Consider the following 604-nt stretch of genomic DNA (forward strand, 5'->3'; position numbering starts at 1 on the left):
GCATTTTTGTAAAAGACTATAAAAATGCATCGGAATATGAGCCTTAAGTCTTTCTGCTGGTGATGAGCAACAACCTCCACATGCTTGCTTTTTCTTGCCTGTGCGGGATTGTTTCCTCAATCCCTTGTCAGCAATGGCACCATCATCTTTACAAGTAAGCTCGGACAAAGGGCATAGGACTAGCCGCTGGACAAACAATCACCGCTCTTAACCATTACACCACAGCTAAGCCCATCAAAGTATATTACAACAAAATGTAGCCAATTTGGAGCTGAAAGATGAAAGTCGTGCCAAAAGCCACAACATTGCCATAAGCTTGACAACAAACTTTACTATCATTGTATACTTTTGAATTTTCATAAATTCGGGTATGATCATAAACCCAGCAATTATCCTCATGCGATAGGTTTCTTTCATTTTCAATAAAATCGCCGAGATCATCAGCTTTGACTTCAGAAAAGTCTTTTAAAGCTTTAATACGATAAAGGTTTGTAATATGTTTAATGTACTTAATGGAATTAGATTTTTGAAGACTTATCATAATGGGGATCCAATCTTAGAACAGAATTTACTCTTAACATCAGAAAAAAATCTTCAATGGCCG

2 protein-coding genes are annotated in these 604 nt (G+C 36.9%); both read right to left on the bottom strand.

Going from position 1 to position 604, the window contains the following annotated elements; genetic code table 11:
* On the bottom strand, positions 1 to 198 hold a 198-nt coding region (locus ACFIKI_RS08540), incomplete at its 3' end, for a hypothetical protein (protein WP_375666790.1).
* 46 nt (positions 199 to 244) lie between these two features.
* Positions 245 to 541, bottom strand: coding sequence for a hypothetical protein (locus tag ACFIKI_RS08545; RefSeq protein WP_050998749.1), 297 nt, complete (start codon positions 539 to 541; stop codon positions 245 to 247).
* Between the last annotated feature and the right edge of the window lie 63 nt (positions 542 to 604).

Source organism: Bartonella sp. TT121SHDZB, from assembly GCF_042193415.1.
GTDB lineage: Bacteria > Pseudomonadota > Alphaproteobacteria > Rhizobiales > Rhizobiaceae > Bartonella.

Excerpts from the sequence above, each read along its gene's own strand:
- ACFIKI_RS08545 (WP_050998749.1), bottom strand. The coding sequence starts at position 541 with ATGATAAGTCTTCAAAAATCTAATTCCATTAAGTACATTAAACATATT.